General features: G+C 64.3%; 13 protein-coding genes. 3 read left to right on the top strand and 10 right to left on the bottom strand.

Annotation, left to right across the window (positions count from 1 at the left end; all coding sequences use genetic code 11):
* From DFR52_RS24355 to DFR52_RS23465, 3 genes are all read left to right on the top strand, one after another.
* A partial coding sequence (locus DFR52_RS24355; protein WP_158285033.1) for a hypothetical protein occupies positions 1-286 on the top strand: 286 nt, incomplete at its 5' end.
* Positions 283-531 (top strand): hypothetical protein, encoded by a 249-nt coding sequence (locus tag DFR52_RS23470; RefSeq protein ID WP_110034522.1) that lies wholly within the window; start codon positions 283-285, stop codon positions 529-531. The genes DFR52_RS24355 and DFR52_RS23470, both read left to right, overlap by 4 nt.
* Before the next feature lie 303 nt (positions 532-834).
* Positions 835-3,552: a patatin-like phospholipase domain-containing protein gene (locus DFR52_RS23465; RefSeq protein WP_146215661.1), complete on the top strand. Its 2,718-nt coding sequence runs from the start codon at positions 835-837 to the stop codon at positions 3,550-3,552.
* Positions 3,553-3,703: 151 nt separating this feature from the next.
* Here the strand turns inward: DFR52_RS23465 and serA are convergent, their stop codons facing one another.
* From serA to tolB, 10 genes are all read right to left on the bottom strand, one after another.
* Complete coding sequence (gene serA / locus DFR52_RS23460) at positions 3,704-5,299, bottom strand: phosphoglycerate dehydrogenase (RefSeq protein WP_110034520.1); 1,596 nt, start codon at positions 5,297-5,299, stop codon at positions 3,704-3,706.
* A gap of 76 nt (positions 5,300-5,375) precedes the next feature.
* Positions 5,376-6,554, bottom strand: coding sequence for a phosphoserine transaminase (locus DFR52_RS23455; protein WP_110034519.1), 1,179 nt, complete (start codon positions 6,552-6,554; stop codon positions 5,376-5,378).
* A 155-nt stretch (positions 6,555-6,709) separates the two neighbouring features.
* Entirely contained in the window at positions 6,710-7,549 is an 840-nt protein-coding gene (locus tag DFR52_RS23450; protein ID WP_245415466.1) for an outer membrane protein, read from the bottom strand.
* 218 nt (positions 7,550-7,767) lie between these two features.
* Entirely contained in the window at positions 7,768-8,616 is an 849-nt protein-coding gene (locus DFR52_RS23445; RefSeq protein WP_110034534.1) for an outer membrane protein, read from the bottom strand.
* Between the two features lie 206 nt (positions 8,617-8,822).
* Positions 8,823-10,175 carry a phosphoglucosamine mutase gene (gene glmM, locus DFR52_RS23440; protein ID WP_110034517.1) on the bottom strand — a complete coding sequence of 451 codons (1,353 nt, stop codon included), beginning with the start codon at positions 10,173-10,175 and terminating at the stop codon, positions 8,823-8,825.
* A 506-nt stretch (positions 10,176-10,681) separates the two neighbouring features.
* Complete coding sequence (gene ftsH / locus DFR52_RS23435; RefSeq protein ID WP_110034516.1) at positions 10,682-12,613, bottom strand: ATP-dependent zinc metalloprotease FtsH; 1,932 nt, start codon at positions 12,611-12,613, stop codon at positions 10,682-10,684.
* A 119-nt stretch (positions 12,614-12,732) separates the two neighbouring features.
* Entirely contained in the window at positions 12,733-13,941 is a 1,209-nt protein-coding gene (tilS, locus tag DFR52_RS24745) for a tRNA lysidine(34) synthetase TilS (protein WP_280954206.1), read from the bottom strand.
* A gap of 128 nt (positions 13,942-14,069) precedes the next feature.
* The gene (gene ybgF / locus DFR52_RS23425) at positions 14,070-14,993 is read right to left on the bottom strand and encodes a tol-pal system protein YbgF (protein ID WP_110034514.1); all 924 of its coding nucleotides are present in this window, start codon (positions 14,991-14,993) and stop codon (positions 14,070-14,072) included.
* A gap of 164 nt (positions 14,994-15,157) precedes the next feature.
* A complete protein-coding gene (gene pal / locus DFR52_RS23420) occupies positions 15,158-15,667 on the bottom strand; it encodes a peptidoglycan-associated lipoprotein Pal (protein WP_110034513.1) in 510 nt (169 codons plus the stop codon).
* A 151-nt stretch (positions 15,668-15,818) separates the two neighbouring features.
* Complete coding sequence (gene tolB / locus DFR52_RS23415; RefSeq protein WP_110034512.1) at positions 15,819-17,132, bottom strand: Tol-Pal system beta propeller repeat protein TolB; 1,314 nt, start codon at positions 17,130-17,132, stop codon at positions 15,819-15,821.
* Positions 17,133-17,141 lie beyond the last annotated feature (9 nt).

Here is a 17,141-nt window from a genome sequence, read left to right as displayed (position 1 = left end):
AACCGATCATGCCGGGCACGTCGGTGTTGGCGATGTAGATCATGTGGGCGCCGACATCGGCGTCCATGTTGATGCCCTTGATCTGGATGAAGCGCGGCTTGCCGTCGGAAAACACCGTGCCGGCGAGTTCTTCAAGGTCGTGGCCTTCATTTTTATTGGAACGTTTCTCGGCATGTTCACGGGTGCCAGCCGGGAGCTTGGCACTGCGACGATGCTTCCGGTATCAATCACACTGATCTCGCGGTTTTCTTTTGTGAACGCACGCAGCATGAACGGCCTGATATGAAGCTCGCCGTTCTGGCACCGATGCTGTGCGCCCTCGTGCTGGGCGCAGCCTTCGGGGCTCATCAGGCTTCCTATCTGCGCGTCCTGTCCTTGATGCGAGAAGATGCGACCGCGCGACAGGCCGATAGGGACACGGCCGACCACAACGAGATCAAGATAGTCCTGGAACGGGCGAAGCTCTGTCGACAGGTCTTTACCGAGGACACCGAAATGAAGTCAGCCTGTGTGGGCCTTCTCAAAAAATAGAGTTGCCGCGATGAGACAGCCAACGCCATCGAGCCAGTTTCTTCGCCTCCGCCCTGTCGACGTTCGCCCTCGCAGACGCTCGGCGATCCACCAGATGTTTAGGCCAACAGGATATGGGTTTACTTGATTTAGATAGGTAAAAAAATAGCCACTCCGGCCAATTCATCGCATAACAATAATCAATAGAATTTATCGCCGAACAAAGTCTATGTGAAAATAGGCTATCTAGACAGCGCACGCTATACCTGTAGACCATTAATGAGTTACACTTATTTTTAAACAGGCATGCAGGGGGTAGACGTCATGCGGCAGGGGGAGAACCATAACTACGACTTCGCGCAGATTCGTAACGAAGAGTACGACGCCGTTATCAAACGCCGCGCCGCGAAAGACGGAAGAGGCCCCGCCGGTCGGATGGGAAATGTTCCGGAAGGCCTTTTCGGCATCGGCCTTTCCGGTGGCGGCATTCGCTCATCGAGTTTTTGCCTCGGCGTGCTGCAGTCTTTGCACACACAGGGACTCATAAGCCGCCTCGACTATCTGTCGACGGTCTCCGGAGGCGGGCATATCGGCGCCAGCATGGTGGCTGCAATGTCCCGCGGAGCGGAGCGCGGACAATTCCCGTTCGCGGGCGATCCAAGGAAGAGGCCCGATCATGCCGTGCTGCCCGACAGCGACAAAGCGAGCAGGGATGACGTGCGCGACAGCGAGCCAGTCAGCCACATCAGAGATCACAGCCGGTACTTAATCCCGAACGGGATGTCCGATATCCTGCCGTCTTTCGCAGTCCTGGCTCGTGGGCTTGCAGTCAACGCCTTTCTCATTCTCGCCCTGATCGTTCCACTCGCGACGATTACCGTCATCGCGAACCCAACCGCGGCAGACCTCAAGAAGAGCATCCTCGTTCAGGTCTTCAGCGGCCTCTTTCCTATCGCCGGAATCGATTGCCGGACCACAGGGGGTCTGTGCGACTTTCCTTTCCTTGCGACGGGCGTGCTCGCCGCAATCACAGTTGTCTATCTCGTTGCCTGGGGGCTCTGGAGGTCCTTGCCTGAGCGCCATGGCCTGAATCGCACCAAGACCGACAAGGAGTTGACCAGCCAGGGGACGTGGGTAACCGGCACGTTGTCTGCAATGACGATCCTGGCCCTCCTTACCGAAGTCCAGGGGCCGATCCTGGAATTTCTGTTCAACTACGCAGCAAGCTCAGAGGAAAACAGACGCACAATCCCATCCATTGCCGCCGTCCTTATCGCTTTCGCCACTGCGACCGCCGGGTTGCGGGGCACATTGGCCGATTGGATCCAGAAGGCGATGAAGAACGCCACAGTGGCGATCAAGCTGCGTGCCATCGCCTCGAAGGCGATCTTTATGGCCGCCGGCCTGATCGTCCCGGTCCTGATCTATGCCGCCTACCTGGCGCTGACGTTGTGGGGCATTTCGTCCAAGGATGAGTATCGATTCGATGTCGTGGATTATCCTATGGCCCCCTCCTTTCTTTTTAGCCCGACACTCACCTTCTGGCTTGCCATCATTGCGGGTGTTCTCGTGCTTTGGGAATGCTGGATCTTCGTGGTTCGCAGACAGGGACGGGAGATGCTCCGCATCTTTGGGGCTCTTGTTACAACCGACAAGAACACCTTCGGAAAGGGAATGCTGGCTGTCGCCGCCTTTGCTGCGTTCCTCATCTGCGCGGTATTGATTACCCGAACCGGGAGCAATGGAAGCGAGATGGTGAATATCTATCTGCTCGTCACCGCGATCGTCCTCATGCTGACGATCAATTTCTCTGAAAACGCCAACGGCCTCCATCGACTTTATCGCGAGCGCCTGAGTGCTGCGTTTCGCCTGGGCGCAGACATTGTGGGACCAGGGCCGCTTCTGCTTTCCAATATTGATCAGGCGAACGCGCCCTACCTCCTGGTCAATGCCACATTGAATGCTCGTCAACGATCGGCGTTGGGGCCGGCAGCCGATACGATGTCGCTCCAAAACGAAGCTGAAGATCGCGCGGCGACCACCAAGGCCGTCGAACACGGTGACACGCGCTTGCGCGAAACAGATCCTGTGAAGCGAGGACGCAATGCTGAGTTCTTCATTTTCTCAGGGAGTTTCGTCGGCAGTGACCTGACGGGTTACGTGAGGTCGACACTGATGCAGGACAACTTGAAGCAACTCGACCTCGCAACGGCAGTTGCGATTTCGGGTGCAGCGGTCTCCTCAAGCATGGGTCGTGTGCGGATCGGTCTTCTGCGTCCAACGATGGCACTCCTGAATCTACGCCTCGGCTATTGGATGCCGAACCCACGCTTCGTAAAGCCGGTATCGTATGAAAACCCCAGCGGTCGACCGGCATTGGAATACACTCGCTGGTATGATTTTTTCCGCGCCTATCTGATCGCGGAGTCATTTGGATTACTCTCTGACGATGCGGCAAAGGTTTATCTTACTGACGGTGGACACATCGACAATATCGGCCTCTACCAGCTCCTGAAGCGGGAGTGCCGCATCATCATCGTCGCCGACGCGGAGGCAGATCCCGCAATGACGTTCGGCGCTCTGGTCGATGCCGAGCGCTTCGCCCGCATCGACCTCGGCGTGCGGATCAACATCAAGTGGGCGCCGATCCGCGCCGCAGCACTCAAGAGAAAGGAAAACCTCGAACAAGATGTCCCCGAGGATTCTGAGTTACATGATTGCCACTTTGCGATCGGCGACATCGACTATGGTGAAGGGAAGAAAGGAATTCTGCTATACGTCAAAGCCGCTGTCACCGGGGATGAACCGGACTACGTTCTGGACTACGAACGCCGCTATCCATCGTTCCCTCATGAATCCACTGGCGACCAGTTCTTCTCTGAAGAGCAGATGGAGGCCTATCGGGCACTTGGATTCCACGCCATGTCTCGAGCGCTCTCTGATCCCGACCCAAAGAAGCACATCCGGGAGCGCCCGGAGGAATCTACGCAGCGTCTTGCAGAGCTGAAGAAACAGCTTGGGCTCTGGGGTGCACCCCACTAACGTCTGAGCTTTGACTTGCCTCGCAAAACTGGAGAGGTTGTCTGACGCAAGTCCAAGCCTCAGCGGTTGCGCCTGCCCAGAAGCTGCCAACCCCCACCCCCAAATTCCCCCCCGAAACCACCATCCCGGGAGGCGCCATCTTCCCCCCACCTCAATCCACGTTGAAGCTCAGCGGCTTGGCCTGCTTGATCGCCGGATGGGCGGTGAGCGTGTCGAGCACCGCCTGCTCGACGCCGCCGTCGACATAGAGCAGCGCGATCGCCTCGCCCTTTTCCTTCTCGCGGCCGAGCTGGAAATTGGCGATGTTGACGCCGGCGTCGCCGAGCGTCGTGCCCATGAAGCCGATCATGCCGGGCACGTCGGTGTTGGCGATGTAGATCATGTGGGCGCCGACATCGGCGTCCATGTTGATGCCCTTGATCTGGATGAAGCGCGGCTTGCCGTCGGAAAACACCGTGCCGGCGATCGAGCGGGTCTGGTTGCCGGTGGTCACCGTCAGCTTGATGTAGCCGTCATAGACGCCGGTCTTGTCGCGCTTGACCTCGGAGAGCACGATGCCCTTTTCCTTGATCATGATCGGGGCCGAGACCATGTTGACGTCGGCCACCTGGCTGCGGATCAGGCCCGCCAGCAGCGCCGAGGTCAGCGCCTTGGTGTTCATCTCGGCGGTCGAGCCGTCATAGAGGATCTCGATTTCCTTGATGGCGCTTTCGGTCACCTGGCCGACAAAGGCGCCGAGCACGTCGGCGAGCCGGATGAAGGGTTTTAGCCTTGGCGCCTCCTCGGCCGTGATCGAGGGCATGTTGATGGCATTGGAGACCGCGCCCTTGACGAGGTAGTCCGACATCTGCTCGGCCACCTGCAGCGCGACATTCTCCTGCGCCTCGGTGGTGGCGGCCCCCAGATGCGGGGTGCAGACGACATTGGGCAGGCCGAACAGCGGGCTCTCGGTTGCGGGCTCCACTTCGAAGACGTCGAAGCCGGCGCCGGCGACATGGCCGGACTTCAGCGCCTCGGCAAGGGCCGCCTCGTCGACCAGGCCGCCGCGGGCGCAGTTGATGATGCGCACGCCGGGCTTGGTCTTCGCCAGCGCCTCGCGGCTCAGAATGCCGCGGGTCTTGTCGGTCATCGGCACGTGCAGCGTGATGAAATCGGCCTGCGCCAGCAACTCGTCGAGCTCGACCTTGGTCACGCCCATCTCCTGGGCGCGCTCGGCCGAGAGGAACGGGTCGTAGGCGAGCACATGCATCTTCAGGCCCAGCGCGCGCGATATGACGATCGAGCCGATGTTGCCGGCGCCGATGACGCCGAGCGTCTTGCCGGTGATCTCGACGCCCATGAACTTCGACTTCTCCCACTTGCCGGCCTGGGTCGAGGCGTCGGCGGCGGGCAGCTGCCGGGCCACCGCGAACATCAGCGCGATGGCGTGCTCGGCGGTGGTGATCGAGTTGCCGAACGGCGTGTTCATGACAATGATGCCGCGGCGCGAGGCTGCCGGAATGTCGACATTGTCGACGCCGATGCCGGCGCGGCCGATGACCTTGAGATTGGTGGCCGCCGCGATCAGCTTTTCGGTGGCCTTGGTGGCCGAGCGGATCGCCAGCCCGTCATAATTGCCGATGATGGCGGCAAGCTTTTCCTTGTCCTTGCCGAGCAGCGGCTGAAAATCGACCTCCACACCGCGATCGCGAAAAATCTGGACGGCGGTTTCGGAGAGTTCGTCGGATACGAGAACGCGAGGTGCCATGATGGCCTCCTTGAATGGGGTTCAGGTCTATAAAGGAAATGGGCGGCCCCGCCCTCGGGCGAGGCCGGACTGGGTCTCAGGCCGCCGCCCTGGAAAGCGTCGCCTTCTGGGTCTCGAAAGCCCAGGCGAGCCACGGCGTCAGCGCCTTGAGATCGGCGGTCTCGACGGTGGCGCCGCACCAGATGCGAAGGCCCGACGGCGCGTCGCGATAGGCGCCGATGTCGAAGGCGACGCCTTCCTTCTCTAAGAGGCCCGCCACGCCCTTGGCGAAGGCCGCCTGGGCGTCCGCGTCGAGCGCCGCCACGTCCGGGTCGATGATCGTCAGGCAGACCGAGGTGTTCGACCGGGTTTCGTCGACCCGGGCGAGATTGCCGAGCCAGGTCGTCGAGGCGGCGAAATCGAACAGCACTTGGGCGTTGGCGTCGGCGCGCGCGATCAGCGCGTCGAGCCCGCCGATCGACTGCGCCCAATTGAGCGCGTCGAGATAGTCCTCGACGCAAAGCATCGACGGCGTGTTGATGGTCTCGCCCGAGAAGATGCCCTCGATCAGCTTGCCGCCGGAGGTTAGCCGGAAGATCTTCGGCAGCGGCCAGGCCGGCACATAGGTCAGAAGCCGCTCAACGGCGCGCGGGCTGAGAATGAGCATGCCGTGCGCGCCCTCGCCGCCCAGCACCTTCTGCCAGGAGAAGGTGACGACGTCGAGCCTGGAGAAATCCATCTCCTGGGCGAAGGCCGCCGAGGTGGCGTCGCAGATGGTCAGCCCCTTTCGGTCGGCGGGAATGAAATCGGCGTTGGGCACCCGCACGCCGGAGGTGGTGCCGTTCCAGGTGAAGACCACGTCGCGGTCGAAATCGATGGTCGAAAGATCCGGCAGTTCGCCGTATGGCGCCTCGATCTTGCGGACGTCCTTGAGCTTGAGCTGCTTGACCACGTCGGTGACCCAGCCGGAGCCAAAACTCTCCCAGGCGACCATGTCGACGCCGCGCTCGCCGAGCAGCGACCACAGCGCCATCTCGACGGCGCCGGTGTCCGACGCCGGCACGATGCCGATGCGGTAGTCGGCGGGAACCTTGAGGATGTCGCGGGTAAGCTCGATCGCCTGCTTGAGCTTGGCCTTGCCGACCTTGGCGCGGTGGGAGCGGCCCAGCGGCGCATCGGCAAGGGCTTCGAGCGACCAGCCAGGACGCTTCGAGCAGGGACCCGAGGAAAAATTGGGATTTTGCGGACGGTTGTCCGGCTTGGCGATACCAGTCATTCGGCTATCCTTCCAGATAGTGGCCCCTCGTTGGGGAGGGGTGGCCCACTGGCGGAGGTATATTTGCCGCGCTGCGAAGTCAAGCGGAATGCTCGGAGGGCACGAAAAAGGCGGGGTTTCCCCCGCCTCGGATCGTGGTCATCGGGCGCTTTCGCCTACCAGAGTTCATAGCGCAGGCCGACGCGGACCTCGTGCTTCTCGAAGCCGTTGTCGCGGGCCTGGGCGCCGCTGGCGCCGGCCAGCGCGGTGGCGGCGTCATACTGGAACATCGGGCCGGAGGCGGTCTTCTGGTAGCGGTAGCCGAGATCCAGCTTGAGGCTCTCGGAGATGTCGTAGGACATGCCGGCCATCAGCGCATAGGTGAAGCGCCAGCTGTCGGCGCCCGCCTGCGCGGTCTCGGTCGTGCCGCAGGCGCCGCCGAGATCGACGCATCGATTGGTCGAATTCAGGTCGTCCCACTTGACCCGGGTGATGCCCGCGCCGGCGCCGAGATAGGGGGTGAAGCCAACCACGGTGCCGAGATCGACATAGCCGTTGGCCATGAAGCCGTAGCTCTCGAAGTCCTGGCGGCCGGTCGAGCTGCAGGTGGTGTTGGCCGGCGTGCCGCCGACGCAGTCTCCGGCGGCGCTGCTCGAGCCGTCAAAGCGTCCGCGGCTGAAGTCGACCGTCAGGTCGGAGCGGAAGTAGTCGGTGAAGGCGTAGCCGAAGCCGATGGCCCCGGAAAAATCCGAGGTCAGGTCCGAGGAATCGAACGCCGTGGCGGTGTAGCTTGCCGGCGGGCCGGCATCGAAGACATTGTAGGACGTCGCCGCCCCCTTGCTCTGCAGCGAATAGCCGATGTCGCCGCGCAGGTACCAGCCGGAGCCGACCTCGACCATCTGCGTCGTCGGCAGTTCCGGTGCGTAGATGATCTGGTCGATGTCGGCGGCCAGCGCCGGCGACGCCGCGCCCGCCAGCAGCACCAGACATGAGGACAACGCGATTCGCTTGAGCATGGTCAGCCCTTTCCTTCGATGGGCATGGAAGGCTCGGCGCCGTCCGTGCAGTTCATTGCGGCCGAGTATGAGGGCGAGTGGTTAAGTCGAGGTTAAGCATGTTTCTTAACCGTGTTTGTTTGCCGTCGATTAACCCTGTCGCGCCCGCCGCCCGCATTTGGACAGCAGAAAGCCGCCCGGTGTCTCCACCGGGCGGCTCGATCGAAGGTCGGATCTGGTTACTTGTAGACCGGCTGGGAGTAGATCGGCGCCGGCTCGACATAGGCTGCCTGGGTTTCGCAGCCGCCGAAGCTGTAGCGCAGGCCGCCGCGGACCTCGTGCGAGTCAAAGCCGCGGTCGTAGCCCTGGTAGCCGGAGCTGCCCAGCGCGCGGAACATGCCGCCGCCGCTGACATGGCGGTAGCGGTAGCCGAGATCGCCCTTGAGGTTGCAGGTCAGGTCGACCGATGCGCCGGCCATCAGCGCGTAGGTGAAGCGCCACTTGGCCCCGCCGCCATGGTTGTCCTCGTAGCAGTCGCCGCTCGCGTCTTCGCAGGCCACGTTGTTCAGGCCGTTCCACTTGACATAGGTGCCGCCGAGACCGCCGCCGGCATAGGCGGTGAAGCGGCCCCACTTGTAGAGATCGACATAGGCGTTGGCGAGCAGGCTGTAGGCCGTCATCGACGACAGGTCGGTCGAGGTACAGGCGACAGGGCCGGCGCCGCAGGTGCCGATGGTCGAGCCATTGAACTTGGCCTTGCCGAAATAGTCGAGCGTCACGTCGCCGCGAAGCCGGTCGGTGGCCTGGTAGCCGACGCCGCCGCCCACCGAGTAGGAGCCGCGCAGCTTGGAGCTGGAAAAGGCGGTGTAGGTGTTGAGGTCGCCCTGGAAGAAGTCGACGCCCTTGCTGCGGTTCCAGGCATAGCCGACGTCGCCGCGGATGTACCAGCCCGAAGCCGAGGCCACCACCGGCTGTTCCGGCTGCTGGTAGATGGGTTCCTCAGGCAACTGAGGGATGATGTCTGCTGCTTGTGCTGTTACCGCGCCAAACAGCGCCATGGCCGCACCCGCCAGGAGGAATTTCTTCATGATCTGCTCCATCGTCGAATCTGGCGCTGCATGCCCCGAGCGGAATGCTTCACACCGTTGTTTCGAGATGGATAATGGGCAGCAAAGGTTAAATCTGGCTTAACCACGTTCGTTTACCAGGAATCGAAACAAAAATATTTTGCGACAATAGAAATGGCGGCCGAAGCCGCCATTTTTGCATTTTTAGATTTGGTTAACCATGGAGATCAGGCGGCGTTGCGCACATCCGAGATCACGGTGACCAGGTTGTCGACGATGCCCTCGATCTGGGCCCTGTCGTCGCCTTCGGCCATGACCCGGATCAGCGGCTCGGTGCCCGAGGCGCGGATGACCAGCCGGCCGGTCTTGCTCAGCTCGCTCTCGGCGTCGCCGATGGCCTGGCGCACGCGCTTGTCCTCCAGCGGCTTGCCGCCCGAATAGCGCACATTCTTGAGCACCTGCGGCACCGGCTCGAAGCGGCGGCAGACCTCAGAGACCGGTCGGCCCATCCGCTGCACGCAGGCCAGCACCTGGAGGGCCGCCACCAGGCCGTCGCCGGTGGTGGCGAAATCCGACAGCACGATGTGGCCGGACTGCTCGCCGCCGACATTGTAGTCGTGGGCGCGCATGTGCTCGACCACGTAGCGGTCGCCCACCTGGGTGCGGGCGAGATTGAGCCCCTTGTCGCCGAGGAAGCGCTCGAGCCCGAGATTTGACATGATGGTGGCGACGATGCCGTTGCCGCGCAGCAGGTTGTCGGCGGCCCAGGATTCGGCGATCAGCGCCATCAGCTGGTCGCCGTCGACAATGGCGCCGTTTTCGTCGACGATGAGCACCCGGTCGGCGTCTCCGTCGAGCGCGATGCCGATGTCGGCGCGCACCTCGTGCACCTTGCGCGCCAGCGCCACCGGATGGGTCGAGCCGCAATTGAGATTGATGTTGGTGCCGTTCGGCTCGTTGCCGATCGTCACCACTTCGGCGCCCAGTTCCCACAGCGCCGCCGGCGCCACCTTGTAGCCGGCGCCATTGGCGCAGTCGATCGCCACGCGCATGCCCGACAGCGTGATGTCCTTGGGCATGGTGCGCTTGGCGAACTCGATGTAGCGGTCGTGGACGCCGTCCACGCGCTTGGCCCGGCCGATCGCCTCGGAGCGGGCGAGCTGCAGATGGATGTCCTCGTCAAGCAGCGCCTCGATGCGCATCTCGATCTCGTCCGACAGCTTGAAGCCGTCGGGACCGAACAGCTTGATGCCGTTGTCCTGGTAGGGGTTGTGCGAGGCCGAGATCATCACGCCGATGTCGGCGCGCAGCGACCGCGTCAGCATGGCCACCGCCGGCGTGGGGATCGGTCCCAGCAGGAAGACGTCGACGCCGGCGGCGGTGAAGCCTGCCACCATGGCGTTCTCGATCATGTAGCCCGACAGGCGCGTGTCCTTGCCGATGACGACCCGGTGGCGGTGCTCGCCGCGCTTGAACAGGTTGCCGACCGCCAGTCCCACCCGCATCGCGATGTCCGGAGTCATCGGCGCCATGTTCGATTGACCGCGGATGCCGTCGGTCCCGAAATAACGTTTGCTCATGAAGCCCCCTTGCCGGTGCTGCGGTATCAATGAGTCCCGCGCTGATTCCCGTCGCCCTGATGTCTTATATTCCCTCACGAGAATAAAGTCAGTTTTGATTACAAATCGTAGCAATTGACACGAAACGGGGCCGTCGGCGGCATTGGGCGCGGCGTTTTCAGCTCCATGGTAAACAGACCATGGCTGTGCGGTTAACAGGCCATGACTGTTCCGGCCGTCGCCCGGAGCATTCCCGGACGAAGTGAATGTCACGTCGTCAAAGGACAATGCGACAGATCGGAAACTGAGAGCACGTCGGCGATTGAATGAAAAGCAGAAGCGCATCCATGCATGTCGCCCGAAAATGTGCGGCGGTTTCGCGATCACGACATGCATCGTGACAGAGAGCCAGAGCGGCCTCCGGCGCCGCTTCGGCTCCAGAAAGCAGGATGCCGCAGCATCCGGGGATCCTGCGGCATCTCGTCAGTCAACAGGGGCCGGCGGATGAACCGCCTGCCGGTTGCCAGCTATTGCGGCTGCGGCTCGAGGCCCGCCTCGGGCTCGTCGCCCTTCTTGCCCTTGCCCTTGACGCCGGCGGTCGGAACCGCGGTGCCGCGGCTTGGCGGCGTGTCGTCGCCGAGATCGCGCGCGGGCTTCTCGCCGCGCACCAGCGACTTGATCTCCTCGCCCGACAGGGTCTCGTATTCCAGCAGCCCTTCGGCGAGGATGACGAAATCCTTCTTCTTCTTGGTCAGGATCGAGCGCGCCTCGGTATAGGCCTGGTCGATCAGGCGGCGGATCTCGCTGTCGATCTTCTGCGCGGTGGATTCCGAGACGTTCTTCTGCTGCGCCACGGAATGGCCGAGGAAGACCTCCTGCTGGTTCTCGCCGTAGGCGACCTGGCCGAGTTCGTCGGAGAAGCCCCACTGGGTGACCATGGCGCGCGCCAGCTTGGTGGCCTGCTCGATGTCCGAGGAGGCGCCCGAGGTGATGTTCTCCTTGCCGAAGGTCAGCTCCTCGGCGACGCGGCCGCCCATCATGATGGCGAGCCGCGAGACCATCCACTTGAAGCTCATCGAGTAGCGGTCGCCTTCCGGCAGCTGCATCACCATGCCGAGCGCGCGGCCGCGCGGAATGATGGTGGCCTTGTGCACCGGGTCGGCCATGGCGACGTTCATCGCCACGATGGCGTGGCCGGCCTCGTGATAGGCGGTCAGCTTCTTCTCGTCCTGGGTCATGGCGGTGGAGCGGCGCTCGGCCCCCATCATCACCTTGTCCTTGGCGTCCTCGAACTCCTGCATGGTGACCATGCGCTTGTTGCGGCGGGCGGCCATCAGGGCTGCCTCGTTGACGAGGTTCATCAGATCGGCGCCGGAGAAGCCGGGGGTGCCGCGGGCGAGCGTGTTGAGATTGACGTTCGGCGCGATCGGCACGTTGCGCACATGCACCTTGAGGATCTTCTCGCGGCCCGAGACGTCCGGCAGCGGCACCACCACCTGGCGGTCGAAGCGGCCCGGGCGCATCAGCGCCGGGTCGAGCACGTCGGGACGGTTGGTGGCGGCGATCAGGATGATGCCCTCATTGGCCTCGAAGCCGTCCATCTCGACCAGCAGCTGGTTGAGCGTCTGCTCGCGCTCGTCGTTGCCGCCGCCCAGACCGGCGCCGCGATGCCGGCCGACGGCGTCGATTTCATCGATGAAGATGATGCAGGGAGCGTTCTTCTTGGCCTGTTCGAACATGTCGCGGACGCGGGACGCGCCGACGCCGACGAACATCTCGACGAAGTCCGAGCCGGAAATGGTGAAGAAGGGCACATTGGCCTCGCCGGCCACCGCGCGCGCCGTCAGCGTCTTGCCGGTACCGGGAGGGCCCACCAGCAGCACGCCGCGGGGGATCTTGCCGCCCAGCCGCTGGAACTTCTGCGGGTCGCGCAGGAATTCGACGATCTCCTCGAGATCCTGCTTGGCCTCGTCGACGCCCGCCACGTCGGCGAAGGTGACGCGGCCGTGCGCCTCGGTCAGAAGCTTCGCCTTCGACTTGCCGAAGCCCATCGCGCCGCGCGAGCCGCCCTGCATCTGGCGCATGAAGAAGATCCACACGCCGAGGATGAGCAGGATCGGCAGCCACGAGATCAGATAGCCGATCAGCGTGTTGGAACTGTCGACCTCCGGCTTGGCGGTGATGGCGACATTGTGGGTGTTGAGCCGGTCGATCAGGTTGGCGTCGCCCGGCGAATAGGTCTGGAAGGTTCCGCTGGTGTCGGAATAGGTGCCGCTGATCCGCTCGCCGATGATCGTCACGTCGCGCACGCGCCCGGCATCGATGTCGCTGAGGAACTGCGAATAGGCAATGTCCCGTCCCGCCGTGCGCTCGGTCGGTGCCTGGAACATGTTGAACAGCGCAACCAGCAGGAGGGCGATGATTGCCCAGAGGGCGATATTGCGAAAATTAGGGTTCATTCTTTTCCCCGGGGGTCCTGGCGCCTGATGGGCCAAATATGCGTCGTGACGCCATTGTGTGCTCGTAACATAGGTTTCGAATGCGCCGTTGCCAAGGCGCGAGAGCGACCATTGCATGACTAGTTTAACGCCGATGCCCACGGGCAGTCGGGAAATGGCCTGGCGCCGGCCAGATTCGCCAGTGACCGGGCCACCGGCAGCTCGAAAACCGGCAGGAGCCGCGACGCACGGCCGCACAGCGGCTCGACGTCGAAACCGGCCCCGGACAGCCCGGTGGCAGCCGCCGGGTCGCCGCTCCCGTCCCCCTGCCGCAGCACCACCGGCAGCAGGCCCGGCGTCGGTCCGGCGCGGACGAGCAGCGGGGTCCGCGCATCCCGGTTGGTGATGCGGAACCGCCCGTCCCAGTCGCAGCTCTCCAGCGGCGCCACACTGATTTCCGGCAGGTCGCGGCGCTCGCGCTGCAGGATGAGCGCGCCGCCGCTCCGCGTCATCACCGCGCGGCCGAGCGTGCAGGCCCCCGTGGTCCCGCCGAGGATGAAATCGGCCAGCAGCGCGCGCCCGGCGCGATCCATCGCCCGGCGCCGTCCGCCGGCTAGCCCGATCATCGCCTCCGCCGCGGCGAGCACGACGGCGGCGGGGGCCTGACCGGGCTCCAGACGGAACCGGCCGTCGGCGAGCCTTGTTCCTGCCGCCTCGATGAGTGCCGCCACCGCATCTGCCTGCGCCAGCCGGGCTCCGGCAATGTCGGCCGCGTCAGCCGGCGCGACGCCGTCCGAGAGCTGCCGGCGCATCCTCACCCGCTCGAACCGGCTGTCGGCATTGCTGGGATCGTCGATCCAGCCCTGCCCCGCGCGCGTGAGCCATTGCCGGATGGTGTCGCGGCGGGTGGCAAGCAGCGGCCGCAGCACCCAGAGGCGACCATCGAACAGCGTCGCCGGCGGAATGCCGGCGAGGCCTGCCGCGGCGGCGTCGGCCGAGCGCAGCCGGCGCATCGCCACCGTCTCGGCCTGGTCGTCTGCGGTGTGTCCGGTGGCGACGCCGACGAGGCCGAGCCGGTCGGCGGCCGCTTCCATCAGCCGGTAGCGGGCTTCCCGCGCCGCGGCCTGAAGGCCGGTGGCGGGCTTCGGTCCGGTCCAGGCCAGCGTCTCGTGCGCGAGGCCGAAGCGCAGGCAGAGCACCCCGACCCCGGCTGCCTCGGCGGCCGATGCGGCGCGCAGTCCGTGGTCGACGGTCAGCCCCACCAGCCTGCGCGGCGACGGCAGCGCCCGGTTGACCGCGTCGAGCGCCAGCAGCAGGCCGGTCGAATCGCTGCCGCCGGAGACGGCGATGCCGAGAGGTCCGGGCGCGGTGATGTGGGTGAGGAAATCGCGCAGCGTCTTCGAGAGGCCATCGTCGGGCCTGCCATCGGGTCGCTCGCTGGGTATGCCGCGGCTGGCCGCCGCCGGGGACGGCGGAGTCAGCAGCTGCTCAGCTTCTGTTCGCGGGCGACCTTGTCGCGGATCACCTTGGATGAACCCGGATAGCTCACCAGCACTTCGCGGTAGGTGGCGCAGGCGGTGTCGCGGTTGTTGAGGGCTGCCAGCGACATGCCGAGCTTCAGCAGTGTCTCCGGTCCCTTGTCGGCCTTCGGAAACAGCTTGTGGGCGTCGAGGAATGTCTTGGCCGCCTCGTTGAACCGGGCCTGCGAAAACTGCGCCTCGCCCATCCAGAACATCGCGTCGGAGGCCTGCGGACCCTCGGGATAGGCGGCGAGGTAGTCCTGGAACACCTGCTCGGCGAGCGGGTAGTCGCCGGCCAGAACGTGGTTGTATCCCGTCTGGTAGAGCTCTTCGGGCGAGCCGAGCGACGCCGTCTGGCTGCCCGTCGCCGGAGCCGTGCCCGACGGCGCGACGAGATTGCCGCTGTCGTCGAAGATGATCTGGCCGATGTCCTTGGGCGGCGCGCCGGCGCCCGGATTGGTCGAGGCCGTGGCTGTGTCCTCGACGCCGGGGAGCGCGGAGGAATCGGCCTGCTTGGTGGCGGGCTCCGTCACCGCCGGACCGGCATCGCTCCGCTTGGCCGTGCCGCCGCCTTCGAGCTGCTGGAAGCGGAACTCGTTGTCCTCCTGCATCTGCCGCATCTGCTCCTGCATCTGCAGCAGCTGGAAGCCCAGTTCCTCGATGCGGCCGTTGAGGCCCCGCACCTGCTCCTCGAGCTGGCCGATGCGGAAGACGTCGTCGCCCGAGACCTGCACGTTCTGGACGGTTGCCCCGGACTGGCCCACCGCGGCGGGCGGAAGCGCGCGCTGCGGGCTCAGGACGGAGAAGATGCCGCCGGCCGAAGCCGGGGCGGCCAGCGCGACGACGGCGACGGCGATGAAGAGTGAACGAAGATGATGCATGAAACTGCCTTCTTGCCTGATCGCCGGCCCAGGCTGGCCCGCCCGGCGTGCCTCGATTATCGCAGGCTCGAAGAGTGAATCAACGCACAAATCGGCTAAAATAAGGAGAAATGCAAAACGGGCGGCCCGAAGACCGCCCGCCTGCTGCATTCAGGGCGTCAGGCTCAGCTTCCCGCGCCGGCCAGTGCGGTGACCGCGCGGCGGTTCTGCGACCAGCAGGAGATGTCGTCGCAGACGGCCACCGGCCGCTCCTTGCCGTAGGAGAGCGTGCGTATGCGGTTGGCCGGCACGCCATGCGAGGCCAGATAGTCGCGGGTGGCGGCGGCGCGGCGGGCGCCGAGGGCCAGGTTGTATTCCCGTGTGCCGCGCTCGTCGGCATGGCCTTCGATGGTGATCTGGTAGTTGCCGTACTGGCCCAGCCACTGCGCCTGGCGGTCGAGCGTGGCGGCGGCGTCGGCCCGGATCACCGAGGAGTCGGTGTCGAAGAAGATGCGGTCGCCGACATTGACGGTGAAATCCTGCTGCGATCCCGGGGTCGCGGCGCCCGCGCCGAGGCCGAGGTCGGACGCGTTGTTGGGAAGGTTGTTCTTCTTCGACGCGCATCCGGTAACTGCCAGCGCGACGAAGAGCGCCAAAATTGCCGGGTTGCGGGCAAGTGCTTGCATGCGGCCCATGACCGATCTCCTTGAAAGTGTGGTTGACCAAATCTAACCGGTCGCGGTTAATCCGCATTGAACAGACAGGGTTAACAAATCATGTTTTCCCGGGTTTTGAGCGCGATTTGAACCGCAATTGCGGCGCTATAGCGGCCAAATTCCGGCGAAACTATTCCAGCAGCGGCGACCAGGCCGGATCCGAGGCATAGCTCGGCGTCGACACCTGCTGCTCGTTGTAGCCGGTGAGGTCGATCGAATAGATCTGCGGACCGCCCGAGCCGGCCGGCTGGCGGAAGAACATCAGCACCCGGCCGTTCGGCGCCCAGGTCGGGCCTTCATTGTGGAAGCCCGAGGTGAGAATCCGCTCGCCCGATCCGTCGGTCTTCATGACGCCGATCGAGAACTTGCCGCCCGACTGCTTGGTAAACGCGATCAGGTCGCCGCGCGGCGACCACACCGGCGTCGAGTAGGAACCGTCGCCGAAGGAGATCCGGCGCTGGTTGGTGCCGTCGGCATTCATCACATAGAGCTGCTGGCGCCCGCCGCGGTCGCTTTCGAACACGATCTGGCTGTTGTCGGGAGAATAGGAGGGCGAGGTGTCGATCGCCGCCGTGCTGGTCAGCCGGGTGGTGGCCCGCGACCGCAGGTCCATCGTGTAGATGTTGGCGTTGCCGTCCTGCTCGAGGCTCATGATCACGCGCTGGCCGTCCGGCGAGAACCGCGGCGAGAAGGTCATGCCCGGGAAGTTGCCCACCAGCTCGCGCTGGCCGGTTTCCAGCTGCAGCAGGTACACCCGCGGCTGGCCGCCCTCGAACGACATGTAGGTGACCTCCTGGCGCGAGGGCGAGAACCGCGGCGTCAGCACCAGGCTGTTGGCGTCGGTCAGCGTGCGCACATTGGCGCCGTCCTGGTCCATGATCGCCAGCTGCTTCTTGCGATCGGTCTTCGGTCCCGATTCGGCGACGAAGACCACGCGGGTATCGAAATAGCCCTTCTCGCCGGTCAGCCGCTCATAGATCGCGTCGGCGATGATATGGGCCACCCGGCGCCAGTTTTCCGGCTGGGTGAAGAACTGCTCGCCCGAGAGCTGCTGGTTGGCGAAGGTGTCCCAAAGCCGGAATTCGGCGCGCAGCCGGCCGTCGGCTTCCTTGACCACCCGGCCGGTGACCAGCGCCTGGGCATTGATCACCCGCCAGTCCTCGAAGCGGGGCGCGGCGTCGGGATTGGAGATCTTCTCGATGAAGGCGCCCTTGTCCACCGGCGCAAACAGCCCCGACCGCTTCAGGTCGGCCGCGATCACACCCGAGATCTGGGCTCCGAGCTCGTCGCCGGAAATGAAATCGGTGATCGCCACCGGCAGCGGCTCGACATTGGCCTTGTTGATATCGATCTCGACCAGGGCCCGCGCCGGTCCGGACGCCATGACGGCGAACGCGGCAATCAGGGCCATGGACAGGAGAGACAGGCGGCTCAGCTTTTTCATGGTTCGGCC

The sequence above is a fragment of the Hoeflea marina genome (genome assembly GCF_003182275.1).
GTDB classification, from domain to species: Bacteria; Pseudomonadota; Alphaproteobacteria; order Rhizobiales; family Rhizobiaceae; genus Hoeflea; species Hoeflea marina.
This window is presented reverse-complemented; position numbering and strand designations above follow the sequence as displayed.